The 25,579-nt window shown below is 72.8% G+C and carries 22 protein-coding genes; 17 read left to right on the forward strand and 5 right to left on the reverse strand.

Going from position 1 to position 25,579, the window contains the following annotated elements:
• Nucleotides 1-83: 83 nt before the first annotated feature.
• Complete coding sequence (locus tag IE219_RS05205; RefSeq protein ID WP_229849593.1) at nucleotides 84-1,499, forward strand: PucR family transcriptional regulator; 1,416 nt, start codon at nucleotides 84-86, stop codon at nucleotides 1,497-1,499.
• Between the two features lie 24 nt (nucleotides 1,500-1,523).
• Here the strand turns inward: IE219_RS05205 and IE219_RS05210 are convergent, their stop codons facing one another.
• Nucleotides 1,524-2,120: a hypothetical protein gene (locus tag IE219_RS05210; protein ID WP_189975316.1), complete on the reverse strand. Its 597-nt coding sequence runs from the start codon at nucleotides 2,118-2,120 to the stop codon at nucleotides 1,524-1,526.
• 162 nt (nucleotides 2,121-2,282) lie between these two features.
• Between IE219_RS05210 and IE219_RS05215 the strand changes: the two genes are divergently transcribed.
• From IE219_RS05215 to IE219_RS05230, 4 genes are all read left to right on the forward strand, one after another.
• A complete protein-coding gene (locus IE219_RS05215; protein WP_189975317.1) occupies nucleotides 2,283-3,440 on the forward strand; it encodes a helix-turn-helix domain-containing protein in 1,158 nt (385 codons plus the stop codon).
• Between the two features lie 104 nt (nucleotides 3,441-3,544).
• Complete coding sequence (locus IE219_RS05220) at nucleotides 3,545-4,702, forward strand: acyl-CoA dehydrogenase family protein (RefSeq protein ID WP_189975318.1); 1,158 nt, start codon at nucleotides 3,545-3,547, stop codon at nucleotides 4,700-4,702.
• Complete coding sequence (locus IE219_RS05225; RefSeq protein WP_189975319.1) at nucleotides 4,703-5,611, forward strand: acyl-CoA thioesterase; 909 nt, start codon at nucleotides 4,703-4,705, stop codon at nucleotides 5,609-5,611.
• A gap of 24 nt (nucleotides 5,612-5,635) precedes the next feature.
• Nucleotides 5,636-6,565 (forward strand): cation diffusion facilitator family transporter, encoded by a 930-nt coding sequence (locus IE219_RS05230; protein ID WP_189975320.1) that lies wholly within the window; start codon nucleotides 5,636-5,638, stop codon nucleotides 6,563-6,565.
• Here IE219_RS05230 and IE219_RS05235 read toward each other — a convergent pair.
• Nucleotides 6,562-7,344, reverse strand: a complete 783-nt coding sequence (locus tag IE219_RS05235; protein WP_189975321.1) for a phosphatase — start codon at nucleotides 7,342-7,344, stop codon at nucleotides 6,562-6,564. The two genes, IE219_RS05230 and IE219_RS05235, sit on opposite strands and share 4 nt — an antisense overlap.
• Before the next feature lie 135 nt (nucleotides 7,345-7,479).
• Nucleotides 7,480-8,070, reverse strand: coding sequence for an SACE_7040 family transcriptional regulator (locus tag IE219_RS05240; protein ID WP_189975322.1), 591 nt, complete (start codon nucleotides 8,068-8,070; stop codon nucleotides 7,480-7,482).
• Nucleotides 8,071-8,157: 87 nt separating this feature from the next.
• Between IE219_RS05240 and IE219_RS05245 the strand changes: the two genes are divergently transcribed.
• From IE219_RS05245 to IE219_RS05280, 8 genes are all read left to right on the forward strand, one after another.
• Nucleotides 8,158-9,765 (forward strand): carboxyl transferase domain-containing protein, encoded by a 1,608-nt coding sequence (locus IE219_RS05245; protein WP_189975323.1) that lies wholly within the window; start codon nucleotides 8,158-8,160, stop codon nucleotides 9,763-9,765.
• 11 nt (nucleotides 9,766-9,776) lie between these two features.
• Nucleotides 9,777-11,711 carry an ATP-binding protein gene (locus tag IE219_RS05250; RefSeq protein WP_373298764.1) on the forward strand — a complete coding sequence of 645 codons (1,935 nt, stop codon included), beginning with the start codon at nucleotides 9,777-9,779 and terminating at the stop codon, nucleotides 11,709-11,711.
• The gene (locus tag IE219_RS05255; RefSeq protein ID WP_189975324.1) at nucleotides 11,708-12,640 is read left to right on the forward strand and encodes a hydroxymethylglutaryl-CoA lyase; all 933 of its coding nucleotides are present in this window, start codon (nucleotides 11,708-11,710) and stop codon (nucleotides 12,638-12,640) included. Before IE219_RS05250 ends, IE219_RS05255 begins: the two co-directional genes overlap by 4 nt.
• A gap of 2 nt (nucleotides 12,641-12,642) precedes the next feature.
• Nucleotides 12,643-13,800: an acyl-CoA dehydrogenase family protein gene (locus IE219_RS05260; RefSeq protein WP_189975325.1), complete on the forward strand. Its 1,158-nt coding sequence runs from the start codon at nucleotides 12,643-12,645 to the stop codon at nucleotides 13,798-13,800.
• Between the two features lie 295 nt (nucleotides 13,801-14,095).
• Nucleotides 14,096-15,154, forward strand: a complete 1,059-nt coding sequence (locus IE219_RS05265; RefSeq protein WP_189975326.1) for an ABC transporter substrate-binding protein — start codon at nucleotides 14,096-14,098, stop codon at nucleotides 15,152-15,154.
• Nucleotides 15,155-15,158: 4 nt separating this feature from the next.
• Entirely contained in the window at nucleotides 15,159-16,013 is an 855-nt protein-coding gene (locus IE219_RS05270; protein WP_189975327.1) for a siderophore-interacting protein, read from the forward strand.
• A 165-nt stretch (nucleotides 16,014-16,178) separates the two neighbouring features.
• A complete protein-coding gene (locus tag IE219_RS05275) occupies nucleotides 16,179-17,618 on the forward strand; it encodes a pyridoxal phosphate-dependent decarboxylase family protein (RefSeq protein WP_189975328.1) in 1,440 nt (479 codons plus the stop codon).
• Nucleotides 17,605-18,888, forward strand: a complete 1,284-nt coding sequence (locus IE219_RS05280; protein ID WP_189975329.1) for a lysine N(6)-hydroxylase/L-ornithine N(5)-oxygenase family protein — start codon at nucleotides 17,605-17,607, stop codon at nucleotides 18,886-18,888. Before IE219_RS05275 ends, IE219_RS05280 begins: the two co-directional genes overlap by 14 nt.
• A 30-nt stretch (nucleotides 18,889-18,918) precedes the next feature.
• Here the strand turns inward: IE219_RS05280 and IE219_RS05285 are convergent, their stop codons facing one another.
• Nucleotides 18,919-20,118, reverse strand: coding sequence for an RNA-guided endonuclease InsQ/TnpB family protein (locus IE219_RS05285; protein ID WP_189975330.1), 1,200 nt, complete (start codon nucleotides 20,116-20,118; stop codon nucleotides 18,919-18,921).
• 62 nt (nucleotides 20,119-20,180) lie between these two features.
• On the opposite strand from IE219_RS05285, the gene IE219_RS05290 reads away from it, so the two are divergent.
• The 4 genes from IE219_RS05290 to glmS all read left to right on the forward strand — a co-directional run bounded on the left by IE219_RS05290 (nucleotide 20,181) and on the right by glmS (nucleotide 24,832).
• Complete coding sequence (locus tag IE219_RS05290) at nucleotides 20,181-20,711, forward strand: GNAT family N-acetyltransferase (RefSeq protein WP_189975331.1); 531 nt, start codon at nucleotides 20,181-20,183, stop codon at nucleotides 20,709-20,711.
• Nucleotides 20,708-22,477: an IucA/IucC family protein gene (locus IE219_RS05295; RefSeq protein WP_189975332.1), complete on the forward strand. Its 1,770-nt coding sequence runs from the start codon at nucleotides 20,708-20,710 to the stop codon at nucleotides 22,475-22,477. The genes IE219_RS05290 and IE219_RS05295 overlap by 4 nt, the downstream gene beginning before the upstream one ends.
• Before the next feature lie 199 nt (nucleotides 22,478-22,676).
• The gene (locus IE219_RS05300; RefSeq protein ID WP_189975333.1) at nucleotides 22,677-22,952 is read left to right on the forward strand and encodes a hypothetical protein; all 276 of its coding nucleotides are present in this window, start codon (nucleotides 22,677-22,679) and stop codon (nucleotides 22,950-22,952) included.
• A 62-nt stretch (nucleotides 22,953-23,014) separates the two neighbouring features.
• Nucleotides 23,015-24,832: a glutamine--fructose-6-phosphate transaminase (isomerizing) gene (gene glmS, locus IE219_RS05305; RefSeq protein WP_189975334.1), complete on the forward strand. Its 1,818-nt coding sequence runs from the start codon at nucleotides 23,015-23,017 to the stop codon at nucleotides 24,830-24,832.
• A gap of 170 nt (nucleotides 24,833-25,002) precedes the next feature.
• Here the strand turns inward: glmS and IE219_RS05310 are convergent, their stop codons facing one another.
• On the reverse strand, nucleotides 25,003-25,569 hold the full coding sequence (locus IE219_RS05310) for a GPR1/FUN34/YaaH family transporter (protein ID WP_189975335.1): 567 nt from the start codon (nucleotides 25,567-25,569) through the stop codon (nucleotides 25,003-25,005).
• Nucleotides 25,570-25,579: the final 10 nt, after the last annotated feature.

Below are 25,579 nucleotides of genomic sequence, written 5' to 3' on the forward strand. Positions count from 1 at the left end.
CGACGGTAGGTCGCCCGAAAGCCACATTGAAGTGTACTTTTCCTCCACTGTCGGGGCGGATTGTGTACGAAGGGACCAGGCTGGTGGCGTTCTCGGAGCCGTTCTCCACTCCTCCGGCGGAGCCGGTGCCGCTCGCCGCGCTGCTCGCCCGGGGGGAGCTGGGGCTGCGGCTGCTGGCGGGCCCGGGGGACGCGGCGCTGCACTGGGTGCACGCCTCGGAGATGGCCGACCCCTATCCGTACCTGCTCGGCGGCGAGCTGGTGCTGACGGCGGGCGTGCAGCTGGAGGATCCGGCGCGCTATGTGGAGCGGGTGGTGGAGGCGGGGGCGGCGGCGCTCGGCTTCGGGGTGGCGCCGGTGCACGACACGGTGCCGGCGGAGCTGGTCGCGGCCTGTGTCCGGCACGGCCTGCCGCTGGTCGAGGTGCCGCCGGGGACGCCGTTCGCGGCGGTGGCGCGGGCGCTGTGGCGGCTGATGGCGGAGGCCCGGCTGTCCGGGCTGCGCCGGGTGGCGCGGGCGCAGCGGGCGCTGGCGACGGCGGCGGCCCGCCCGGCGCCGGTCCCGGCGGTCCTCGGCGCGCTGGCGTCGTGGCTGGAGGGCCGGGCGGTGCTGTTCGGCGCGGACGGCGCGGAGTCGGCGGCGGCGGGCCGGGAGGTCCCGGCGGCGGCCTCGGCGGCGCTCGCCGAACTGGCGGCCCTGGTGGCGCCCGGGCCGGGTCCGGTGTCGGCGAGCGGCGGGGAGGCGGGGCTGCGGCTCGCCGCGTACGCCCTCGGGGGCGGTGACGGGCTCGCGCTCGGGGTGGCGACGAAGCGGCACCGTCCCGGCGACCACACGGTGGCCGGGGTGGCCGGGGTGCTGCTGTCGCTGCTGACGGCCCCGCACCGGGCCGCCGACGTGTCGGTGCGGGACGGGGCCCTGACGCGGGTGCTGCTCGGCGCCCCGGCGGCGGAGGCGGCCGCCACGCTGTCGCCGGGGCCGTGGACGGTGGTGCACGCGCGGGGCGGCGACGGCACGCCGTTCGCGGCGGCGGCGCTGGCGGCGGCGCTCGGCACGGAGCTGGTGGACGACGGTCCGGTGGTACGGCTCCTGCTGCCGCCGGGCGCGGCGGTGGCCGCCCGGCCGGGGTGGACGCTGGGCGCGAGCGCCCCGGCCGCCCCCGACGCCCTGCCGGCGGCCGGCGCCCAGGCGGCGCGGGCGCTGCGGCGGGCGGAGGCGATCCGGACGCCCCTGGTGCGCCACCGGGCGGACGGCCTCGCCGGGCTGGTCGACCCGGCCGAGGCCGCCGCGCACGCGCGCGTGCTGCTCGCCCCCCTCAGCGAGCCGCAGGCCGAGACCCTGCGCACCTGGCTGTCCCTGCACGGTGGCTGGGACCGGACGGCCGCCGCACTGGGCGTCCACCGCAACACGGTCCGCCAGCGGATCGCCCGCTGCGCGGCCCTCCTGGACCTGGACCTGGACGACCCGGACGTGCGGATGGAGCTGTGGTTCGCGCTGCGGTGAGTCCCGGGCGCGGTCCCGGCCGGCTCAGTACAGCTTGTTCACGGCCGTGGCGGCGGTGGTGCGGAAGGCGGTCAGGGGGGCGTCCTTCAGGTCGCCCATCTGGCCCCAGCGGACGTAGGTGACGGTGCGGCCGTCGCGGCCGACGGCGAAGAGGTGGACGTCCGTGTTGCCGATCTCGGGGTCGGCGGTGTCGAGGCTGTAGACCCAGGCGCCCTCCTCGACGCCGAGCTTGCCGTGGTAGGCGCTGGAGGCGACCAGGCCCGGGTACTCCTGCTGGAGCCGGGCGGCGCAGCCCGCGAGGGCGGTGCGGAGGGAGGAGACCAGGGCGGCCGCGTCGGCCTCGCTGCGGGCGACGGTGGTCACCTGCACGCCGTTGGTGTCGAGCTCGGTGTAGAAGGACCGGTTGCGGGTGTTCTGGGCCGGGAAGTTCCCGGCGCAGAGCACGCCGGGCTCGGGCAGCCCCGCGGCGACCGGGGTGGCCGCCCACGGCGTGGCCGCGGCCGGCATCTGGCCGGGCGCGAGGAAGGCGGGCTGCGGGGCCGCCTGGGACGGCGCCGCGGTGAGGGCGGCGATGCCGAGGGCGGCGGCGGTGGCGGCGAGGGCGGTGCGGAAACGGTTCATGGCGGTGGTTCCCCCGTGGGTCGGCGATGCGTGTCCTCTCCAGCGTCGGGGCGGTCCCGGCTCCCCGCAACGGCGGCGGGCCCGCCGCCCGTCCCGGAACCGTTCCACCCCCGGTGACGTGGGGGAACGTGGAGGGGTGGAACGCCGGGGCGAGGGGGCGGGATGGCGAGGGACCCTGCGGTCGAGGAGTTCGCGGCGCTCGTGCGGGCGCTGAAGGCGCGCGACGGGCGCAGTTACGAGGCGCTGGGCCGGCGCCTGGGGGTGAGCGCGTCCACCCTCCACCGGTACTGCTCCGGCGAGGCCGTCCCGGAGGGCTTCGCGCCCGTCGCCCGGCTGGCCGTCCTGTGCGGCGCGTCGGCCGGGGAGACCGCGTCCCTGGAGGCGGCCTGGACCCGCGCGGACCGCGCCCGTCGGCCCCCGACGCCCGTCCCGGCGCCCGGACCTGAGGCACCGGCACCCGGGCCCGGGAACGAGTCCGAGGGCGGGGCGGGGAGCGGGACGGAGCCCGGGGCCGTGTCCGGCGGGGCCTCCCCGGAGGGGCTCCCGTCCGGGGGGCGGTGGGGGCGGTGGGGGTGGCGGGGCCTGGGGGGCGGGGCTCTGGCGGTCGTGGTGGCGGTGCTGATCGGAGCCGTACTCCTGCCTCGGGAGCGGGCGGAGCCACCGGCTCCGGCGGCGCCGCTGACGTGGACCGCCTCCTCCCACGTGTGGCGCAACGGGTGCGGGCACACCTATCTCGTGGACCGGGCGCCGGGCCGGGTGCCCGCGCCGCCGCCGCCCGCCGACGCCCGGCGGTGGGCGGCGGCGCGGGGCGCGGTGGACGGCGGGGAGACGCTGGTGCGGGTGTCGGTGCAGGGCACCGGCGACGCGGCGGTGGTGCTCCAGGCGCTGCACGTGCGGGTGGTGGGGCGGGCCGCGCCGCTGCCGTGGCCGGCCTACCGGATGGACCAGGGGTGCGGCGGGGCGGTGACCCCGCGCCTGCTCGACGTGGACCTGGACCGGCCGCGTCCGGTGGCGCGCCCGGTGGACGGCTTCGACGCCTCCGGCCAGGAGGGCCGGACCCTTCCGGCGGTGTCCTTCCCGTACGCGGTGACCGCCGCCGGTCCCGAGGAGCTGCTGGTGGCGGCCCGGACGGCGGGGTGCGACTGCCGCTGGTTCCTGGAGCTGGAGTGGAGTGCGGCGGGCCGCCGGGGCACGGTCCGGATCGGGGACGAGGGCGGGCGGCCGTTCCGGACGAGCGGAGTGGTGGGACGGCCGTCGTACGGGTACGACTCAGGAGGACGGGCCTGGATCACAGACGGGGAGTCTGGACAGGTCGGGTGACCGCTGGGTAACTTCGACCGGACAGGCTGAGCAAGCGCTTAGACAAGTGGGCGGGCGGCCGGCGGCAGCCGGGCACCGGCAGCGACGAAGAAGGAGGGCGGCTCGTGCGCCGTACCGTATTCAACGAGGACCACGAGGCGTTCCGGGAGACCATCCGGGCCTTCATCGAGGCCGAGGTCGTCCCCGTCTACGACGAGTGGTTCGCGGCCGGCCAGGCCCCCCGCGACTTCTACTACAAGCTCGGCGAGCTGGGCATCTTCGGCATCAACGTGCCCGAGGAGTTCGGCGGCGCCGGCCTCGACACCCACAAGTTCGAGGCCGTCCTCTACGAGGAGACCTCCCGCGCCGGCGTGCAGTTCGGCGGCTCCGGCGTGCACGTCCTGCTCGCCCTGCCCTACATCAAGATGCTCGCCACCGGCGACCAGAAGAAGCGCTACCTGCCGAAGTTCGTCTCCGGCGAGGAGATGTGGGCGCTCGCCATGACCGAGCCGGGCACCGGCTCCGACGTCGCGGGCATGAAGACCACCGCCAAGCTCTCCGAGGACGGCACCCACTACGTCCTCAACGGCGCCAAGACCTTCATCACCGGCGGCGTCCACGCCGACCGCGTCATCGTCTGCGCCCGCACCTCCGCCCCCTCCGAGGAGGACCGCCGCTTCGGCATCTCCCTCTTCGCCGTCGACACCAAGTCCGCGGGCTACTCCGTCGGCCGCAAGCTCGACAAGCTCGGCCTGAAGACCTCCGACACCGCCGAGCTCGCCTTCGTCGACGTCAAGGTCCCCGTCGAGGACCTGCTCGGCGAGGAGGGCAAGGGCTTCTCCTACCTCGGCCACAACCTCGCCTCCGAGCGCTGGGGCATCGCCTTCGGCGCCTACGCCCAGGCGAAGGCCGCCGTCCGCTTCGCCAAGCAGTACGTGCAGGAGCGCACCGTCTTCGGCAAGCCGGTCGCCCACTTCCAGAACACCAAGTTCGAGCTGGCCGCCTGCCAGGCCGAGGTGGACGCCGCCGAGGCCGTCGCCGACCGCGCCCTCGAAGCCCTCGACGCGGGCGAGCTGACCCCCGCCGAGGCCGCCTCCGCCAAGCTGTTCTGCACCGAGGTCGCCCACCGCGTCATCGACCGCTGCCTCCAGCTCCACGGCGGCTACGGCTACATGAACGAGTACCCGATCGCGCGCCTGTACGCCGACAACCGCGTCAACCGCATCTACGGCGGCACCAGCGAGATCATGAAGTCGATCATCGCGAAGAGCATGGGCCTGTAAGTGCCCGAAGCGCCTTCCGCACTGGATGACCTGCTCGCCCTGCTCGACCTGGAGCCGATCGAGCGGGACATCTTCCGGGGCCGGTCCCGGTCCGCGCTCGTCCCCCGCGTCTTCGGCGGCCAGGTGGCCGCCCAGGCGATGGTGGCGGCCGGCCGGACGGTCCCCCCGGAGCGTCCCCCAAGCTCTCGGCTTCGCTCGAGCAGGGGGGTCCCCCAGCCCCACTCGCTGCACGCCTACTTCCTGGTGCCGGGCGACCCGGGCGCGCCGATCGTCTACGAGGTGGACCGGATCCGCGACGGCCGCTCCTTCACCACCCGCCGGGTGGTCGCGATCCAGCACGGACGGCCGATCTTCCACCTCTCCGCCTCCTTCCAGACGGACGAGGAGGGGCTCGACCACCAGGCGGAGATGCCGGCCGCGCCCGACCCGGAGACGCTGCCGACCGCCGAGGAGATGCTCCCCCGCCACCTGCCGGAGGACATCGCCCGGCGGCTCGTCGAGGCCCGCGCCGCCGTCGACCTCCGCTACGCCGACACCCCGCCGTGGGGCTCGGTCGGCACCCTGCGCGAACCCCGCTCCCAGGTGTGGTTCCGCACCCACGGCAAGCTCGCCGACGACCCCCTCCTGCACGTCGTCCTCGCCACCTACGTCTCCGACATGACCCTGCTGGACTCGGTGCTGCTCGCCCACGGGCGGGGCGGCTGGGCCATCGGGGACGTCGTCGGCGCCTCCCTGGACCACGCCATGTGGTTCCACCGGCCCTTCCGGGCCGACGAATGGCTCCTCTACGACCAGGAGTCCCCGTCCGCCGCCGCCGGGCGCGGCCTCGGCCAGGCCCGGATCTGGACCCGGGACGGCCGGCTCGCGGTCTCCGTCATCCAGGAGGGTGTCGTGCGGGTGCCGCGCTGACCCGGCGGACATAGCGTCCGGTGCATGGCAGACAACGGTGAGAGCACCTTCACGGTGATCGTGGCGGCGGTCGCGAACCTCGGGATCGCCGTCGCCAAGGCCGTCGCGGGCATCGTCAGCGGCTCCAGCGCGATGCTGTCGGAGGCCGCCCACTCGGTCGCCGACACCGTCACCGAGGTCATGCTGCTCACCGCCCTCAAGCGCAGCGAGAAACCCGCCGACGAGGACCATCCGGTCGGGCACGCGGGCGAGCGGTACGTGTGGGCGATGCTCGCCGCCGTCGCCACCTTCGTCGGCGGCGCCGTCTTCTCCTTCTACGACGGCGTCCACACCCTCGTCGAGGGCGAGGAGCTCGGCGACCCGCTGGTCTCCTACATCGTCCTCGCCGTCGCCTTCGTCCTGGAGGGCTTCTCGCTGCGGACCGGCGTCAAGCAGGTCAAGGCGGAGGCCGAGCGGATGCGGGCACCGTTCGCCGACTACCTCCGGCTCACCCCCGACACCACCGTCAAGGCGGTGGTCATGGAGGACTCCGCCGCCCTCGCCGGCCTGATGCTCGCCGCCGGCGGCCTCCTCGGCGGGCAGATCACCGGCTCCGGCGTCTGGGACGGCGTCGCGTCCCTCCTCATCGGCTGCCTGCTCGTGTACGTCGCCTGGGTGCTGGGCCGCGCCAACGCCGAGCTGCTCATCGGCCGCCCGCTGCCGCCCGCCCTGCGCGCGGGCGTCCGCGAGGAGCTCCTCGCCGTCCCCCACGTGGTCGGCGTCCTCGACCTGGTCACCCTCATCCAGGGCCCCGGCGAGGTGCTGGTCGCCGCCAAGGTCGACTTCCGGGACGTGGTGACGGCGGCCGAGGTGGAGCGGGCCTGCGAGCGGGCGGAGGCCCGGCTGCGGGCCCGCCTCCCCTCGATCCGCCGCGTCTACCTGGACCCGACACCGGGGCCTACGGACACGGCCTAGCCGAGGAGTCCTGCGGCGTCGAGGAGGTAGGCCGTCATCGGCTCGTAGAAGCGGGGGTCCACGACGTGGTCGTCGAGCGGGACGGTGACCCGCATGGTGCCCTCGGCCTCGGCGAGGAACAGCGCCGGGTCGTTGCAGTCCGCGTAGCCCACCGAGTCGAGCCCCCGCTGGGCGGCCCGGCCGGCCCAGCCGTGGTCGGCGACCACCAGGTCGGGGGCGGGCTCGCCCAGCGCCCGGAGGCCGTCGAGGATCGCGTTCATCGGCTCGGGCGAGTGGGTGTGCCACAGGCTCGCGCCGCGCTCGAACATGGCGACGTCCGCGAACTGCACCACGTACCCCTCGTCGGCGGTCAGGCCGTTCGGGATCCGCACGATGTCGCAGCCCTGCGAGCGGAGCGCGGCGGCGACCCGGCCGTGGGCGTCGATCAGCGCGCCGGGGTGGCCGGTCGCGAACAGCACCCGCTCGCGCCCGGCGGCGGCCTGCTTCAGCCGGGCCGCCATCCGGTCCAGGGCGTCGACGGTCAGCTCGGGGTCGATGGTGTCCTGGCCCGCGCGGTGCGCCGGGTCGTCGACGACGCCGCAGCGCTCCGCCATCACGGCCAGCACGTCCTGCTCGTCGGTCCACCGGTCGCCGAACTCCAGGCCGAACCAGTAGTACCGGTCGCCGTTGGCGAGCTTGCGGTAGTGGTCCAGGTTGTTCTCGCGCGGGGTGGCGACGTCCCCCGCGATCCGGGCGCGGACGAGGTGCTCGACGAGGGCGGCACGGCTGAGTATCGGCATGCCCCTCATTCTGCCGGTCGACGCCCCCCGCCGTCCGGAGTGGCCGCACTCCGTTCCGGGACGCTCGTCACACGGGCCCGGAGAGGTACGGACCCGGATGTACGGCTCAAGCACGCACGGATCCGGGTGTACGGCTCAGGCGGCCAGCGCGCCCAGGGCTCCGTGGGCCAGGTTCCGCAGCAGCCGCTCCATCTCGGCGCGGCCGAGCGGGGCGCCGAGGTGGGGGGTGGAGTTCAGCAGCCCGAAGACCGCGTGGACGGCGGCCCGCGCCTCCGGCTCCCCCGCCTGCGGGTGCAGCTCGCGCACCACGGCCACCCAGAGCTCCACGTACTGCCGCTGGAGCTGCCGGACCCGCTTGCGGTCCTCGTCGCGGAGCCGGTCGAGCTCGCGGTCGTGGAGGGTGATGAGCGGCCGGTCGTCGAGGGCGAAGTCGATGTGCCCGTCGATGAGCGACCCGAGCAGCGCCCGGGGATCCCCGCCGGCCTCGGCCACCCGCAGCCGCCCGCCGTCGAGCAGCCGCTCGCTGATCCCGACCAGCAGCTCCGCGAGCATCGCGTCCTTGCCGGGGAAGTGCCGGTAGAGCCCGGGCCCGCTGATGCCGACGGCGGCCCCTATCTCGTCCACGCCCACGCCGTGGAACCCGCGCTCGGCGAAGAGGCGGGCGGCCTCCTTGAGGATCTGCTCGCGTCGGGTCGGCGCGTCCGTCCGCGTCGGGCTCGTGGTCATGGATTCGATTCTAGACAACCCCGTTAGCGGTCGTTAACCTGAGAGACGGACGTTAACGCTCATTAACCGAACAAGGGAGATCGGTCGATGCGGCAGGCACCTGTGCTGTCGAGTGCGGCGGATCCCGCCTCGCCCGCCTGGCGGGCCAACGAGGCGGCGCACCACGGGCTGGTCGCGGAGTTGCGGGACAAGCTCGCGGCGGCCGCGCTCGGCGGCGGGGAGAGGGCCCGGGCGCGGCACGTCGCGCGCGGCAAGCTGCTGCCGCGCGAGCGGGTGGACGCGCTGCTCGACCCGGGGTCGCCGTTCCTGGAGCTGGCGCCGCTGGCGGCGCACGGAATGTACGGGGACCAGGCGCCGGCGGCCGGTGTGATCGCGGGCGTGGGCCGGGTCTCCGGGCGCGAGTGCGTGATCGTGGCCAACGACGCGACCGTCAAGGGCGGCACGTACTACCCGATGACGGTGAAGAAGCACCTGCGGGCGCAGGAGGTGGCGCTGGAGAACCGTCTCCCCTGCCTCTACCTGGTCGACTCGGGCGGCGCGTTCCTGCCGATGCAGGACGACGTCTTCCCGGACCGGGAGCACTTCGGCCGGATCTTCTACAACCAGGCCCGCATGTCGGGGGCGGGCATCCCGCAGATCGCGGCGGTCATGGGCTCGTGCACGGCCGGCGGCGCGTACGTGCCGGCGATGAGCGACGAGGCCGTGATCGTGCGGGACCAGGGCACGATCTTCCTGGGCGGGCCGCCGCTGGTGAAGGCGGCGACCGGCGAGGTCGTCACGGCGGAGGAGCTGGGCGGCGGCGAGGTCCACTCGCGGATCTCGGGCGTCACCGACCACCTCGCGGAGGACGACGCGCACGCGCTGCGGATCGTGCGGAACATCGTGGCGACGCTGCCCGAGCGGGGCCCGCTGCCGTGGTCGGTGGAGCCGGTCGAGGAGCCGAAGGCCGACCCGTTCGGGCTGTACGGCGCGGTGCCGGTGGACTCCCGCACCCCGTACGACGTGCGGGAGGTGATCGCCCGGGTGGTGGACGGCTCCCGCTTCCAGGAGTTCAAGTCCGAGTACGGGCAGACGCTGGTGACCGGCTTCGCCCGGATCCACGGCCACCCGGTGGGGATCGTCGCCAACAACGGCATCCTGTTCGCGGAGTCGGCGCAGAAGGGCGCGCACTTCATCGAGCTGTGCGACCAGCGCGGCATCCCGCTGGTGTTCCTCCAGAACATCACCGGCTTCATGGTCGGCAAGGCGTACGAGCACGGCGGCATCGCCAAGCACGGCGCGAAGATGGTGACGGCGGTCGCGACCACGCGGGTGCCGAAGCTGACGGTCGTCGTCGGCGGCTCCTTCGGCGCGGGCAACTACTCGATGTGCGGCCGGGCCTACTCGCCCCGCTTCCTGTGGATGTGGCCGAACGCGAAGATCTCGGTGATGGGCGGCGAGCAGGCCGCCTCGGTCCTCGCCACGGTCAAGCGCGACCAGCTCGGGGACGGCTGGAGCGCCGAGGAGGAAGAGGCGTTCAAGGCGCCGATCCGCGAGCAGTACGAGACCCAGGGCAGCGCCTACTACGCGACGGCCCGGCTCTGGGACGACGGCGTGATCGACCCGCTGGAGACCCGGCAGGTGCTGGGCCTCGCGCTGACCGCCTGTGCCAACGCGCCGCTGGGTGACCCCCAGTTCGGCGTCTTCCGGATGTGAGGACCCTGACGATGCAGCAGATGTTCGACACCGTCCTCGTCGCCAACCGGGGCGAGATCGCGGTCCGCGTCATCCGCACCCTGCGGGCGCTGGGCGTCCGCTCGGTGGCGGTGTACAGCGACGCGGACGCGGACGCCCGGCACGTGCGGGAGGCGGACACGGCGGTACGGATCGGGCCCGCCCCGGCCTCGGAGTCGTACCTCTCCGTCCCGGCCCTGCTGGAGGCGGCCCGCCGCACCGGCGCGCGGGCCGTCCACCCGGGGTACGGCTTCCTCGCGGAGAACGCGGAGTTCGCGCGCGCCTGCGCGGCGGCGGGGCTCGTCTTCATCGGGCCGTCCGCCGAGGCGATCGCCCTGATGGGCGACAAGATCCGGGCGAAGGACACGGTGCGGGCGGCGGGCGTGCCCGTGGTGCCCGGCGACGCCGATCCCCGGGTGGCCGAGGCCGCGCGGGAGATGGGGCCGCCGGTGCTGCTCAAGCCCAGTGCGGGCGGCGGCGGCAAGGGGATGCGGCTGGTGCGGGACCTGGCGGTCCTGGACGAGGAGATCGCGGCGGCCCGCCGGGAGGCGCGGGCGTCCTTCGGTGACGACACGCTCCTGGTGGAGCGGTGGATCGACCGGCCCCGGCACATCGAGATCCAGGTCCTGGCGGACGCGCACGGGAACGTGGTGCACCTGGGCGAGCGCGAGTGCTCGCTCCAGCGCCGCCACCAGAAGGTCGTCGAGGAGGCGCCGAGCGTCCTGCTCGACGGGGCGACGCGGGCGGCGATGGGCGCGGCGGCCGTGGAGGCGGCCCGGTCCTGCGGCTATGTGGGCGCGGGCACGGTCGAGTTCATCGTGCCGGGCGGCGATCCCTCCCAGTACTACTTCATGGAGATGAACACCCGGCTCCAGGTCGAGCACCCGGTGACCGAGCTGGTCACCGGCCTGGACCTGGTGGAGTGGCAGCTGCGGGTGGCGGCGGGCGAGCCGCTGTCGTTCGGCCAGGACGACGTGCGGCTGGACGGCTGGGCGATCGAGGCGCGGATCTGCGCCGAGGACCCGTCGCGCGGCTTCCTGCCGTCGGGCGGCACGGTCCTCGCGCTGGACGAGCCGGCGGGCGACGGGGTGCGGACCGACTCGGGGCTGGTCGAGGGCTCCGAGGTGTCGTCGCTGTACGACCCGATGCTGTCGAAGGTGATCGTGCACGCGGCGGACCGGCCGGCCGCGCTGCGGAAGCTGCGCGCGGCCCTGGCCGGGCTGACCGTCCTGGGCGTCCCGACCAACGCGGGCTTCCTGCGCAGGCTGCTGGCCCATCCGGACGTGGTGTCCGGGGCGATGGACACGGGGCTGGTGGAGCGGGACGCGGAGTCGCTGGTCCCGGTGGGCGTGCCGGAGGAGGTGTACGCGGCGGCGGCGGCCGTCCGGGCGGCGGAGCTGGCGCCGGAGCCGCGCGGCGGCTGGACGGATCCGTTCGACGTGCCGAGCGGCTGGCGGCTCGGCGGCACGCCGAAGCCCCTCGCCTTCCCGCTGCGGGCTGCGGGGGCCGAGCCGGTCACCGTGGCGGCTCCGGCGGAGGCCCGGGTCTCCCCCGGCGCGGTCCGCGTGACCGTCGACGGCGTCACCCACTCCTTCCGGCGGGCCGGTGCCTGGCTGGGCCGGGACGGCGACTCCTGGCACGTGGCGGACCACGACCCGGTGGCCGCCGCGCTGTCCGGGGCGCGGCACGGCGGGGCGGACACGCTGGCCGCGCCGATGCCGGGCACCGTCACGGTCGTGAAGGTGGCGGTCGGGGACGAGGTGGAGGCGGGGCAGAGCCTGCTGGTGGTGGAGGCGATGAAGATGGAGCACGTCATCTCCGCCCCGCACGCCGGCACCGTGACCGAGCTGGACGTCGTGCCGGGGGCGACGGTGGCCATGGACCAGGTCCTGGCGGTCGTCGCGCCCCGTGAGGAGGAGGCGGGATGACGCTGCCGATGGTCTTCCGCGACCCGTCGCTGCCGGCCCGGGTGCGGATCCACGAGGTGGGTCCGCGGGACGGGTTGCAGAACGAGAAGACGGCCGTGCCGACGGCCGTGAAGGCGGAGTTCGTCCGCCGGCTGGCCGCCGCCGGGCTGTCCACGGTGGAGGCGACCAGTTTCGTGCACCCCCGCTGGGTGCCCCAACTGGCCGACGCCGAGGAGCTGTTCCCGCTGGTGCGGGAGCTTCCGGTGCGGCTGCCGGTGCTGGTGCCGAACGAGCGGGGGCTGGACCGGGCGCTCGCGCTCGGCGCCCGCGAGGTCGCCGTCTTCGCCTCCGCGACCGAGTCCTTCGCCCAGGCCAATCTGAACCGGACGGTGGACGGGGCGCTGGAGATGTTCGCGCCGGTCGTCTCCCGGGCCGTGGCGGCCGGGCTGCGGGTGCGCGGCTACCTGTCGATGTGCTTCGGCGACCCCTGGGAGGGGGCGGTGCCGGTCGAGCAGGTCGTGCGGGTGACGAAGGCGCTGGCCGGGATGGGGTGCGAGGAGCTGAGCCTCGGCGACACGATCGGCGTCGCGACCCCGGGCCACGTCGGCGCGCTGCTGACCGCGCTGGAGGCGGGCGGGGTGCCGGTCTCCCGGCTGGCCGTGCACTTCCACGACACGTACGGGCAGGCGCTCTCCAACACGCTGGCCGCGCTGCGGCACGGCGTGACCGTCGTGGACGCCTCGGCGGGCGGCCTCGGCGGCTGCCCGTACGCCAAGTCCGCCACCGGGAACCTCGCCACCGAGGACCTGGTGTGGATGCTCGACGGCCTCGGCATCGAGACCGGGGTCGACCTGGCCGCCCTCACCGCCACGAGCGGGTGGATGGCCGAACAGCTGGGACGGCCGAGTCCGTCCCGTACCGTACGCGCGCTCTCCCACAAGGAGTCCTGACCATGCCCCTCGACCACCGGCTCTCCGCAGAGCACGAGGAACTCCGCCGCACCGTGGAGCAGTTCGCCCACGACGTGGTGGCGCCGAAGATCGGCGACCTCTACGAGCGGCACGAGTTCCCGTACGAGATCGTCGCCGAGATGGGCCGGATGGGCCTGTTCGGGCTGCCGTTCCCGGAGGAGTACGGCGGCATGGGCGGTGACTACCTGGCGCTCGGCATCGCGCTGGAGGAGCTGGCCCGGGTGGACTCCTCGGTGGCGATCACCCTGGAGGCGGGCGTCTCGCTGGGCGCCATGCCGATCCACCTGTTCGGCACCGAGGAGCAGAAGCGGGAGTGGCTGCCGCGGCTGTGCGCGGGCGAGGTCCTGGGCGCCTTCGGGCTGACGGAGCCGGGCGCGGGTTCGGACGCGGGCGGCACCCGGACGACGGCGGTGCGCGACGGCGACGAGTGGGTGATCAACGGCTCGAAGTGCTTCATCACCAACTCCGGTACGGACATCACGGGTCTGGTGACGGTCACGGCGGTCACCGGCCGCAAGCCGGACGGCCGGCCGCTGATCTCCTCGATCATCGTCCCGGCGGGCACGCCGGGCTTCACGGTGGCCGCGCCGTACTCGAAGGTCGGCTGGAACAGCTCGGACACCCGTGAGCTGTCCTTCTCGGACGTGCGGGTGCCGGCGGCGAACCTGCTGGGCCAGGAGGGCCGGGGCTACGCGCAGTTCCTCCGGATCCTGGACGAGGGCCGGGTCGCCATCGCGGCGCTCGCCACCGGTCTGGCGCAGGGCTGTGTGGACGAGTCGGTGAAGTACGCGAAGGAGCGGCACGCCTTCGGCCGTCCGATCGGGGACAACCAGGCGATCCAGTTCAAGATCGCCGACATGGAGACGCGGGCGCACATGGCGCGGATCGGCTGGCGGGACGCGGCCTCGCGGCTGGTGCTCGGCGAGCCGTTCAAGAAGGAGGCGGCGATCGCGAAGCTGTACTCCTCCACGGTGGCGGTGGACAACGCGCGGGACGCGACGCAGATCCACGGCGGCTACGGCTTCATGAACGAGTACCCGGTGGCGCGGATGTGGCGCGACTCGAAGATCCTGGAGATCGGCGAGGGCACCAGCGAGGTCCAGCGCATGCTGATCGCGCGGGAGTTGGGCCTGTCCTGACCCCGTCCGGCACCCTTCGGGCCCGCCGCCCCCTTCCCCGGGGGCGGCGGGCTCCGTCGTTCCGTACGGGCTGCGCGCGCGGGAGGGGTGACGCGGGGTCGGGGCCGCGGGGCCGGGCTCTCGCGCAAAGGGCGTGACGCGTGATCAGGGCCGTACGGCCGCTCCTCGCGCACGTGATGTGACGTGGACCTCGCCGTCCGTACGCCCCCGCCCCTGTCGGCCCAGTGTGAGGTTAGGCTAACCTACCTTCGACTTGCCCAGGCCGACCCCGGCACGTACCGAAAGCGACCCCGCCATGCCCAGCACCGCCCGCGCCACCTCCCTCACCCGCCGCGGCCTGCTCGCCGCCGGCGGCGCCCTCGGGCTCGGCGCCGCGCTCGCCGCCTGCGGTGGCGGCGACGAGAAGGGCAAGGGCGGCGGCGCCTCCGCCCCGGCCTCGGCGAAGTCCGGTCCCTGGGAGTTCAAGGACGACCGCGGCACCCTCGTGACGACGAAGGCCGTCCCGAAGAACATCGTCGCCTTCACCGGCATGGCCGCCGCCCTCAAGGACTTCGGCGTCGAGGTGACCGGCGTCTTCGGCCCGACCTACGTCGAGGACCCGAAGACCAAGGAGAAGAAGCCGGACGTCCAGGCCGGCGACCTCGACATCGCCAAGGTGAAGGTCATCGGCAACGTCTGGGGCGAGTTCAACATCGAGGAGTACCTCAAGCTCCAGCCCGAGGTCCTCATCACCGACATGTGGGAGCAGAACGCCCTCTGGTACGTGCCGGAGGAGCAGAAGGACAAGATCCTCAAGATCGCCCCCAGTGTCGCCCTGTGGGCGGCCGGGAAGTCGATGCCCGCCGTCCTCCAGCGCCACGCCGACCTGGCCGCCTCGCTCGGCGCCGACGTGCAGAGCGCGAAGGTCAAGCAGGACAAGGCCCGCTTCGAGGCCGCCGCCGAGCGCCTGCGCAAGGTCGCCCAGGGCAAGAAGGACATCAAGGTCCTCATCGGCTCCGGCGCCCCGGACACCTTCTACGTCTCCACCCCGGTCCGCCCGACCGACACCCTCTTCTTCCAGGAGCTGGGCATCACGCTGGTGGTGCCGGAGAAGCTGGACCCGTCCGGCTGGTTCGAGCTCCTGAGCTGGGAGAACGTCGACAAGTACAAGGCCGACGTGATCCTGCTCGACAACCGCACCGGCACCCTCCAGCCCGAGCAGCTGAAGGCGAAGCCGACCTGGGCCGCGCTGCCCGCCGTGAAGGCCGGGCAGGTCTTCCCGCGCGTGACCGAGCCCGTCTACTCGTACGCCAAGTGCGCCCCGCTCCTGGAGGACCTGGCGACCGCCCTGGAGAACGCGAAGAAGGTGTCCTGACCCGATGACGACCACCGAGACCGCCCCGTTCCAGTTCTTCTCCCTCCAGGTCGACCGGACGCGGCGGCTCGGCCCGTCGCTGGTCCGGGTCACCTTCACCGGGGCGACCGGCGAGGAGCTCAAGGGCTTCGCCGCCGGGGGCCGCGACCAGTCGCTCTCCCTCTTCCTGCCGCACCCGGGGCAGGACGCGCCGGTGCTGCCGCCGCTGGACGACCCGGACATGTACGCGATCCTCGGCGCCTGGCGGGCCATGCCCGCCGACGTCCGGGCCGTGATGCGCTCCTACACGGTCCGCGAGCAGCGCACCGCGCCGGTGCGCGAGGTGGACATCGACTTCGCCGTCCACGAGGACGGCGGCCCGGCCTGCCGGTGGGCGCAGCAGGCGAAGCCGGGCGACCGGGTGGTCGTGCTGGGTCCGGCGGTGGCCGAGAACACCGGGGTCCGCTTCCGGCTGCCGGACGACGCCGACTCGGTGCTGATCTGGGCGGACGAGACGGCGCTGCCGGCCGCCTCGGCGATCCTGGAGTGGCTGCCGGCCGAGACCCGGGCCCGGGTCTTCCTCGACGTGCCGTACTCGGGCGACCGGACGGAGCTGTCGACGGAGGCGGACGCCACCGTGACCTGGCTGGTCCGGGAGGAGGGCGCGCCGTCGGCGGTGGAGGCCGTGGCGGCGGCGGAGCTGCCGGGCGAGGCGCCGTACGTGTGGATCGCGGGCGAGTCGGGCGCGGTGAAGGCGCTGCGGCGGCACTTCGTGCGCGAACGGGGCCTGGACCGGCGGCGGGTGACGTTCGTCGGCTACTGGCGCAAGGGCCTGTCGGAGGACGCGCTGCGCGAGGTCCCGGACGAGACGCAGGAGTGAGCACCGTTCGACGGCTGTGAATCAGCCATTCTTCGCACAGCCCCTCGACCTTCCCGGATCGGGGGGCTGCTGTCGTATTAAATTAGGTTAGGCTAACCTTTCTTACGCGACACGGCCTGTGCTTGTCCCGTCCCTCCGCGTTCCCCATCCCGAAAGGGCCCCCACATGCGTTCGCACCTGCTCAACGACACGACGGCGGAGAGCTACCGGCGCTCCGTGACCGAAGGAGTCGAGCGGGTGGCGAGGAAACTCGCCACGACGCGCGGCCCGTTCACCGGCGTCACCCCCGCCGAGCTGGCCCCCGTCGTCGACGCCGTCGACCTCGACCGGCCCCTCGGCGACGCCTCCGCCGCCCTCGACGAGCTGGAGGACGTCTACCTCCGCGACGCCGTCTACTTCCACCACCCCCGCTACCTGGCCCACCTCAACTGCCCGGTGGTCATCCCCGCCGTGCTCGGCGAGGCCGTCCTCTCCGCCGTCAACTCCTCCCTCGACACCTGGGACCAGAGCGCCGGCGCCACCCTCATCGAGCGGAAGCTGATCGCCTGGACCGCCGCCCGCGCCGGCCTCGGCCCGCTCGCCGACGGCGTCTTCACCAGCGGCGGCACCCAGTCCAACCTCCAGGCGCTGCTGCTCGCCCGCGAGGAGGCCGGCACCGCCGACCTGTCGAAACTGCGGATCTTCTCCTCCGAGTGCAGCCACTTCTCCGTACAGAAGTCGGCCACCCTCCTGGGCCTCGGCCGCGACGCCGTCGTCTCCGTCCCGGTCGACGGGAACCGGCGGATGCAGTCCGTCGTCCTCGCCGCCGAGCTGGAGACCTGCCGCGCCGAGGGCCTCGTCCCGATGGCGATCGTCGCGACCGCCGGCACCACCGACTTCGGCTCCATCGACCCGATGCCGGAGATCGCCGCGCTGGCCGAGGAGTACGGCGCCTGGATGCACGTGGACGCCGCGTACGGCTGCGGCCTGCTCGCCTCGCCGACGCGCCGCCACCTCCTCGACGGCATCGAGCGCGCCGACTCGGTCACCATCGACTACCACAAGTCCTTCTTCCAGCCGGTGAGTTCCTCGGCCCTGCTGGTCCGCGACGGCACCTCCCTGCGCCACGCGACGTACCACGCCGACTACCTCAACCCCCGGCGCACGGTGGCCGAGAAGATCCCCAACCAGGTGGACAAGTCGCTCCAGACCACCCGCCGCTTCGACGCCCTCAAACTGTGGATGACCCTGCGCGTCATGGGCGCCGACGGCATCGGCGAACTCTTCGACGAGGTCTGCGACCTGGCCCGCGCCGGACACGGCCTGCTCGCCGCCGACCCCCGCTACGACGTGGTCGTGGAGCCGCAGCTGTCCACCCTCGTCTACCGCTACGTCCCCGACGGCGCCGTCGCCCCCGCCGAGATCGACCGCGCCAACCTGCACGCCCGCAAGGCCCTCTTCGCCTCGGGCGAGGCCGTCGTCGCCGGCACGAAGGTGGACGGCCGCCAGTACCTCAAGTTCACCCTGCTCAACCCCGAGACCACGGTGGCCGACATCGCCGCCGTCCTCGACCTCATCGCCGGCCACGCCGAGCAGTACCTGGGAGAGAACCTTGTCCACGCCTGAGCACGCCGGGATCCACGACTTCATCGGCATCGGGCTCGGTCCCTTCAACCTGGGCCTCGCCTGCCTGACCGAGCCCATCGCCGAACTGGACGGCCTCTTCCTGGAGTCCAAGCCGGACTTCGAGTGGCACTCGGGGATGTTCCTCGACGGCGCCCACCTCCAGACGCCGTTCATGTCGGACCTGGTCACCCTCGCGGACCCGACCTCGCCGTACTCCTTCCTCAACTACCTGAAGGAGAAGGGCCGACTCTACTCGTTCTACATCCGCGAGAACTTCTACCCGCTGCGCGCCGAGTACAACGACTACTGCCGCTGGGCCGCCGGCCGGCTCACCTCGATCCGCTTCTCCACCACCGTCGAGGCCGTCGCGCACGACGCGGAGCACGGGGTGTACACCGTCACCACCACCGCCGGAGAAACGTTCCTGGCACGCCGGATCGTGCTCGGCACCGGCACCCCGCCGTACGTCCCCGACACCTGCCGGGAGCTCGGCGGCGACCTGATCCACAACTCGCGCTACGTGCACGAGAAGGCCGCCCTCCAGCGCAAGAAGTCGATCACCATCGTCGGCAGCGGCCAGTCCGCCGCCGAGATCTACCACGACCTCCTCTCGGAGATCGACGTCCACGGCTACCGGCTCAACTGGGTGACCCGCTCCCCGCGCTTCTTCCCGCTGGAGTACACCAAGCTCACCCTGGAGATGACCTCGCCCGAGTACGTGGACTACTTCCACGCGCTCCCCGAGGAGACCCGCTACCGCCTGGAGTCCCAGCAGAAGGGCCTCTTCAAGGGCATCAACGGCGACCTCGTCGACGCCATCTTCGACCTGCTCTACCAGAAGAACTTCGACGCCCCCGTCCCCACCCGCCTGCTCACCAACTCCGAGCTGCGCACCGCCTCCTACGACGAGGCGGCCGGCACGTACACCCTCGGCTTCCACCAGGAGGAGCAGGACAAGGCGTACGAGATCGAGACCGAGGGCCTGATCCTCGCCACCGGCTACAAGTACGCCGTCCCCGCCTTCCTGGAGCCGCTGCGCGACCGGCTGCGCTTCGACGCCCGGGGCCGCTTCGACGTCGCCCGCAACTACGCGGTGGACACCACCGGCCACGAGGTCTTCCTCCAGAACGCCGGCGTCCACACCCACTCGATCACCTCGCCCGACCTGGGCATGGGCGCGTACCGCAACGCGTACATCATCGGGGAGATGCTGGGCTCCGAGTACTACTCCGTAGAGAAGACCATCGCGTTCCAGGAGTTCGCCGTTTGACCTTCTCCCCCTCATGACCGAGGGGGAGTCCTACGGCTCGCGCCGTAGGGTTTCCTGCTTCGCCGCCGATCGCCCGCCCGGAGTTCTCCGTTGAGGTCTTACACCGGCTCCACAGGCCGACACCGCCAGCCCGGCGGCCTTGAGGTTCCTCGCCGCGTTCACGTCCCGGTCGTGGGCCGTTCCGCAGTTCTCGCACGTCCAGGTGCGGACGTTGAGCGGCAGCTTCTTCACGAGGCTGCCGCAGTGGGAGCACAGCTTGGAGGAGGGGAAGAAGCGGTCGACCACGACCACCTCCCGTCCGTACCAGGCCGCCTTGTACTCCAGCAGGCTTCGGAACTCGCCCCATGCCGCATCACTGATGGCACGGGCCAGGCTCCGGTTCCTGACCATGTTGCGGACGGTCAGGTCCTCGATCACGAGCGTTTGGTTCTCACGCACGAGACGAGTGGTCAGCTTGTGCAAGCCGTCACGCCTGCGGTCGGTGATCCGGGCATGGATGCTCGCGACCTTCTGCCGGGCCTTGCGGCGGTTGGCCCCGTCCCCCGGGGCCTTGCGGGACAGCGCCCGCTGGGCCTTCGCCAGCCGGACCCGGTCACGCCGCTCATGCCTCGGGTTGGCGATCTTCTCGCCGGTCGACAGCGTCAGGAGGTGGTCCAGGCCGACGTCGATCCCCACCGCCGTGCCTTTGGCGGGAAGCGGCTGGACGGCGGCGTCCTCGCACAGCAGGGTGACGAACCAACGCCCGGCCGCGTCCTGCGACACGGTCACCGTCGAAGGGCTCGCGCCCTCGGGCAGCGGCCTCGACCAGACGATGTCCAGCGGCTCGGCCATCTTCGCCAGCGTCAGCCGACCGTCCCGGAAGCGGAAGCCGGAGGTGGTGTACTCCGCGCTCCGGCGGGACTTCTTCTTCGACTTGAACCGCGGGTACTTCGCCCGCTTGCCGAAGAAGTTCGTGAACGCCGCCTGCAGGTGCCGAAGGCATTGCTGAAGCGGCACGGAGGAGACCTCTTTGAGGAACGCGAGCTCCTCGGTCTTCTTCCACTCGGTCAGCATCGCCGAGGTCGCGTTGTAGTTCACCCGCTCCTGCCGCGCCCACGCCTCCGTGCGAGCCGCCAACGCCAGGTTGTAGACCTTCCGCACACACCCGAACGTGCGCGACAACTCCGCCGCCTGCGCAGAGGTCGGATAGAAGCGGTACCTGAACGCCCGCTTCACATGAGTGCCCGTCACATTTCACAAACTAGCATGACGGATTGTGATCTATGTCTCGATCCACTGAAGAAGGAAGTCCGATGACCGTCCAGATCCGTCCCCTCGACCCGCTCCGGGACGCCGGGCTGATCCACCCCTGGGTCACCCATCCCAAGGCCGCCTTCTGGATGATGCAGGGCGCGGAGCTCCAGGACGTGGAGCGCGCCTACCGGGAGATCGACGCGCATCCGCACCACGACGCCTTCGTCGGGCTGGTCGACGGGGAGCCCGCCTTCCTGATGGAGCGGTACGACCCCCGCCACGTCGAGCTGGTCGGACTGTACGAGCCGGAGCCGGGGGACGTCGGGATGCACTTCCTCGTGGCGCCCACCGACACCCCGGTGCACGGCTTCACCCGCCTGGTGATCACCGCCGTGATGCGGGAGCTGTTCGCCGACCCGGCGACCGCCCGCGTGGTCGTCGAGCCGGACGTCCGCAACAAGGCCGTCCACGCGCTCAACGAGGCCGTCGGCTTCGTGCCCGAGCGGGAGATCGCGAAGCCGGAGAAGGACGCCCTGCTGAGCTTCTGCACCCGTGCCCGGTTCGAGACCGCCGTCGGAGCCGCGATATGAACCCCGTCGCCCATCTCACCCCCGAGCGGTGGGCCGAGGCCGAGCGGGCGCTGATCCGCAAGGGCCTCGCCGAGTTCGCCCACGAGCGGCTGCTGCACCCGCAGGAGCTGGGCGAGTCCCGCTACCGGGTGATCGCCGACGACGGCGTCACCGAGTACCGCTTCACCGCCGACCGCTTCGCGCTCGACCACTGGCAGATCTACCCCGAGTCGATCAGCCGGCACCGGGGCGACGAGCAGCTCCCCCTCGACGCGCTCCGGTTCATCACCGAACTGCGCGGCGCGCTCGGCCTGAGCGACGAGATCCTGCCGGTCTACCTGGAGGAGATCTCCTCCACCCTGGCCGGCACCGCCTACAAGGCGACCAAGCCGCAGGTGCCCGCCGCCGAGCTGGCCCGCGCGGACTTCCAGGCGATCGAGACCGGGATGACCGAGGGCCACCCCTGCTTCGTCGCCAACAACGGCCGCCTCGGCTTCGGCGTCGACGAGTACCGCGCCTACGCCCCCGAGGCCGCGAGCCCCGTCCACCTGGTGTGGCTGGCCGCCCACCGCGACCGGGCCGCCTTCACGGCCGGCGCGGGCATCGCGTACGAGACCTTCATCCGCGCCGAGCTGGGCGACGCGGCCGTCGACCGCTTCGCCGGGATCCTCACCGCGCGCGGCCTCGACCCGGCCGACTACCTCCTCATGCCGGCCCACCCCTGGCAGTGGTGGAACAAGCTGTCGGTGACCTTCGCCGCCGAGGTGGCGCAGCAGCGCCTGGTGTACCTCGGCGAGGGCGAGGACGCCTACCTGGCGCAGCAGTCGATCCGTACCTTCTTCAACACCGCCGACCCGGCCAAGCACTACGTGAAGACCGCCCTGTCGGTCCTCAACATGGGCTTCATGCGCGGCCTCTCGGCCGCCTACATGGAGGCCACCCCGGCGATCAACGACTGGCTGGCGCAGCTGATCGAGTCGGACTCCGTCCTCAAGGCGGCCCGCTTCTCGATCATCCGCGAGCGGGCGGCGGCCGGCTACCGGCACCTGGAGTACGAGGCCGCCACCGACCGCTACTCGCCCTACCGCAAAATGCTGGCCGCGCTGTGGCGCGAGTCGCCGGTGGAGCGGCTGGCGGACGGCGAGCGGCTCGCGACGATGGCGTCCCTGCTGCACGTCGACCACGCGGGCGCGTCCTTCGCGGGCGCCCTGATCAAGGAGTCCGGCCTGGAGCCGGCGGCCTGGCTGCGGAAGTACCTCGACGCGTACCTCCTGCCGGTCCTGCACTGCTTCTACGCCTACGACCTGGTCTACATGCCGCACGGCGAGAACGTGATCCTGGTCCTGGACGAGCGCGGCGCGGTCGACCGGGCGGTCTTCAAGGACATCGCCGAGGAGATCTGCGTCATGGACCCGCACGCGGTCCTGCCGCCCGCGGTGGAGCGGATCCGCGCCGACGTCCCCGAGGACATGAAGCTCCTCTCCGTCTTCACCGACGTCTTCGACTGCTTCTTCCGCTTCCTGGGGGCGACCCTGGCGGCGGAGGGCGTCGTCGGCGAGGACGTCTTCTGGCGGACGGTCGCGGAGTGCGTGAAGGGCTACCAGGAGTCGAAGCCGGAGCTGGCGGACCGCTTCGCGCAGTACGACATGTTCGCGGAGACCTTCGCGCTGTCCGCGCTCAACCGCCTCCAGCTGCGGAACAACAAGCAGATGGTGGACCTGGCGGACCCGTCGGCGGCGCTCCAGCTCGTCGGCGACCTGGTGAACCCGATCGCCCGGTTCGCCTGAGCCCCGAAGACCGGCGCGAGCCCCGGCGGAGTACGGTCCTCCGCCGGGGCTCCCGTCTGTCCGCGGCCCCTCCCCTCCGACCCTCCCGAGGGGCAAGGTCTGGACCAACAGGCCCGTTTTACGTGACGATCATGCGGCGCCTGCCCGATTTCGGGCAGGATTCTTGCGCGGAAGGCGCGCCACCCCTCAATATTCATGGGTGCTCGAACACCGCCCGACCCACGACGACCTCATCGACCACCTGGTCCGGAGCACCGCGCTCCAGCGTGGCGAGGCCGCCCGGGTGGTGCTCGACGTGCTGGCGTACTTCGACGAGACGACCGAGGAATTCGTCCGCCGCCGCCACCGCGAGCTCCAGTCCGGCGGCGCGGTGAACGCGGAGATCTTCGAGCGGATCGCGGGAGAGCTCCCGCACCGCGCCGTCGCACCGCCCGAGCTCTCGCTCCGGCAGCTGCGCCGGATCGTCTACGGCTGAGTCCGGACGCCGCCCGCGGCGTCCGCCGGACCGCATCGTCACCAACCGGAGGGGTTTCCTTTATGTGCGGAATTGTCGGTTACATCGGTAAGCGCGACGTGGCGCCGCTGCTCCTGGAGGGCCTCGCCCGCCTGGAGTACCGCGGCTACGACTCCGCCGGCCTGGTCATCAACAGCCCCAGGAGCGGGGCCCTGAAGATGGTCAAGGCCAAGGGCCGGGTCCGCGACCTGGAGGCCCGGGTCCCCAAGCGCTTCTCCGGCACCACCGGCATCGCGCACACCCGCTGGGCCACCCACGGCGCCCCCAGCGACCACAACTCGCACCCGCACCTGGACCCCGAGAACAAGGTCGCGGTCGTCCACAACGGCATCGTCGACAACGCCCAGGAGCTCCGCGCCAAGCTGGAGGCCGACGGCGTCGTCTTCGCCTCCGAGACCGACACCGAGGTCATCACCCACCTGATCGCCCGCTCGCAGGCCGACACCCTGGAGGAGAAGGTCCGCGAGGCGCTCAAGTCCATCGAGGGCACCTACGGCATCGCCGTGATGCACGCGGACTTCAACGACCGCATCGTCGTCGCCCGCAACGGCTCCCCGGTCATCCTCGGCATCGGCGAGAAGGAGATGCTGGTCGCCTCCGACGTGGCCGCGCTCATCGCCCACACCCGCCAGGTCGTCACCCTCGACGACGGCGAGATGGCCACCCTCAAGGCCGACGACTTCCGCACCTACACGGTCTCCGGCGCGTCCACCACCGCCACCCCCGAGACCGTCGAGTGGGAGGCCGCCTCCTACGACATGGGCGGCCACGACACGTACATGCACAAGGAGATCTCCGAGCAGCCCGACGCGGTCGACCGCGTGCTGCGCGGCCGGATCGACGACCGCTTCTCCACCGTGCACCTCGGCGGCCTCAACCTCGACCCGCGCGAGGCCCGCACCATCCGCCGCATCAAGATCCTCGGCTGCGGCACCTCGTACCACGCCGGTCTGATCGGCGCCTCCCTCATCGAGGGCATGGCCCGCATCCCGGCCGACGCCGAGCCGGCCTCCGAGTTCCGCTACCGCAACCCGGTCGTGGACCCCGACACCCTCTACATCGCGGTCTCCCAGTCCGGCGAGACCTACGACGTGCTCGCCGCCGTCCAGGAGCTGAAGCGCAAGGGCGCCCGCGTCCTCGGCGTGGTCAACGTGGTCGGCTCCGCCATCGCCCGCGAGGCCGACGGCGGCGTCTACGTCCACGCCGGGCCCGAGGTCTGCGTCGTCTCCACCAAGTGCTTCACCAACACGGTGGTCGCCTTCGCCCTGCTCGCCCTCCACCTCGGCCGCATCCGCGACCTGTCCGTCACCGACGGCAAGCGGATCATCGAGGGCCTGCGCAAGCTGCCCGCGCAGATCGAGGAGATCCTCAAGAACGAGGACGAGATCAAGACCCTCGCCGCCGAGTACGCGGGCGCCCAGTCGATGATGTTCATCGGCCGCGTCCGGGGCTACCCGGTCGCCCTGGAGGCCTCCCTCAAGCTGAAGGAGATCTCCTACATCCACGCCGAGGCGTACCCGGCCTCCGAGCTGAAGCACGGCCCGCTCGCCCTCATCGAGCCGGCCCTGCCGACGGTCGCGATCGTCCCCGACGACGACCTGCTGGAGAAGAACCGCGCGGCCCTGGAGGAGATCAAGGCCCGTTCCGGCCGGATCCTCGCCGTCGCGCACCAGCCGCAGGAGAAGGCCGACCACACCCTCGTCGTGCCGAAGAACGAGGACGAGCTCGACCCGATCCTCATGGGCATCCCGCTCCAGCTCTTCGCTTACCACACCGCCCTCGCCATGGGCCGCGACATCGACAAGCCGCGCAACCTGGCCAAGTCCGTCACGGTCGAGTAGCCGCGCGGCGGGCCTGTCCCCCGCCGCGCGCCGCACGGCTCCGGGCCTGTCCCCCGGAGCCGGCCGCCGGGCCTGTCCCCCGGCGGTCTCGGCCGGACACGCGGAACGGCCCCGGCACGCCTCCCAGGAGCGTGCCGGGGCCGTTCCGCCCTTCCCGCCGTGCCTCTTCGCTACGCGGCCGCCGCCGCGCCGCCGCGGCCCGCACGGCCCAGCGCCGTGGGCCAGCCCGCCAGGGCCGCCGTGGCGCCGTACCAGGCCGCCAGGCCCGCCAGGGCGGCGACCCAGCCGCCCGCCTTGCCGAGGCCCTCGCTGCCCGCCAGCGCGGCGATGCCCGAGAGCAGCAGCGCGACGAACAGCAGCCCGTACACGCCCTGCCCGAAGGCTCCGCCGCCCTTGGCGGCCACCGTCAGCGTGAGCGCCAGGAGCGCCCACAGGAGCAGGAAGAGTCCGGCCGCGTCGGCCGAGCCCCCGCCGCCCACTCCGGTCCCCCAGGTGAACCAGAAGGCGCCGAGCGCCGCGAAGGCCGTGCCGTCGCCGGTGGAGCCGGCCCGCAGGGCGAGCAGGCCGACCAGGAAGAGCGCCACGCCGCCGACCCAGGTGGCGAGGCCCGCGGCATCGGCTGCCGCGACGTTGTCGATGACTCCGGTGCCGCCCAGGCCGAAGGCCAGGAGGGTCAGTCCGAGAGCGAGGTTTCCGAGGGTGGAGGTGCCGTTCCCCGACGCGACGTCCTTGTGCACGACGGGCTCC

The sequence above is a fragment of the Streptomyces termitum genome (assembly GCF_014650175.1).
GTDB lineage: Bacteria > Actinomycetota > Actinomycetes > Streptomycetales > Streptomycetaceae > Streptomyces > Streptomyces termitum.